1 protein-coding gene and 1 pseudogene are annotated in these 1,244 nt (G+C 40.1%); both read right to left on the bottom strand.

Features of this window, described 5'->3' with window-relative positions; all coding sequences use genetic code 11:
• Nucleotides 1-68: 68 nt before the first annotated feature.
• Nucleotides 69-572, bottom strand: coding sequence for a VrrA/YqfQ family protein (gene vrrA, locus ABRT01_RS18230; protein WP_269412538.1), 504 nt, complete (start codon nt 570-572; stop codon nt 69-71).
• A gap of 496 nt (nt 573-1,068) precedes the next feature.
• Nucleotides 1,069-1,176, bottom strand: a pseudogene (locus ABRT01_RS18225) (YozE family protein); the annotation flags it as partial.
• Between the last annotated feature and the right edge of the window lie 68 nt (nt 1,177-1,244).

Here is a 1,244-nt window from a genome sequence, read left to right as displayed (position 1 = left end):
TCCGGTGCTCAAAGCTACGCCGCCTAGAACTTCTCGGTCCTTTTTATCCTCCTTTTTGAACACACACTTTAAATGAACAACATCGGTTTTGATTGGCCATCATTTGTCGTCCTTTTAGAAGTTGTCTTTTTCTTGTCGTACACTGTTGTTTCCCCGTCATCTCTGGTTGAAGTGTTTTTTTCACTTTTCGATCTATTAGGGCTTTTGCTATTGCTTTTTTCTTGTTCATCAGTTTCCTTTGTTTGTTTTTCTTCTGGCTGTCCGCTTCCTTCCACTGATTCATTATCATCATTATCAGCAGCATCACCGTCTGAATCCTTAAAAGCTTTCATCATACGGAACATAGCGGGCAAATTTTTAACCATTGGCCCATACTCTTGAACCATTGGCGCGGTCTGTTGCATCACTTTTAATACTTGTTGCACATTATTTAGTGTATTCGTAAGACCGCCACCACTTGCGGCAGCCTGCGTTGGTATTGATGCGGCTTGCTGCATGCCCCCTCCCCCTGATCCCATAAATCTTCCGAGGATGTTTTGCATGAAATTACCCCGCGGTGCTGCAGGTGGCATTGCTCTTGTTGGAAACATCATATTTCCTGGGGCACGATTTACCGGACCTCGGAGACCTCGAAACATTGACATTTGATTTGGCGGGAAATTAGGCGGTGTCTGTTGAAATGGGAATGCCATTGTTATCCCTCTTTTCGTATATAGTATCTAAATTATTGTACGTATTTATGTGTGAAGAGTGTAGGCAGCTGCAACTAAATAAAGCCTTTACGATTTTTGTTCGTAAAAGCTTTTTTAGACGACCAATACCCGATCACCACTGGCGCAATGATTCTGCTGCCGGTTAATGCAAAATCAATATTTCCCGGGTAACCGCAAATTATAACAAACCTCTGTTACAATATGAAAAGTTTTGCGAAATAGAGACGAATAATCAGGAATATATGACGTATACAATCGTCCGGTTACATTTAAAAATTGATCAAACGTTTGTTTAAATTTTGCCTAAAAGTATACCAATCTTTTACAAACGTTGGCATACCTGAAATGTGGAATGTTACTTTGACTGATATAATTCCCATAACTCATCAAACACCATTAACGCATTGGGAAATGGACTGTTCCACTCTAGATAGTCACTAATTTCAGCATAACTGGTAGACTGTTTAGGGTACTGTCAATAAGTTTGTGTAAATTAATAGAGTATCCTCGGAATTGGGATTTGTTTTCTGA

It is taken from the genome of Lentibacillus sp. L22, from assembly GCF_040812445.1.
Taxonomy (GTDB): Bacteria; Bacillota; Bacilli; order Bacillales; family Amphibacillaceae; genus Lentibacillus_C; species Lentibacillus_C daqui.
The sequence above is the reverse complement of the archived record's forward strand: the minus strand, read 5'-3'. Positions and strand labels throughout refer to the sequence as shown.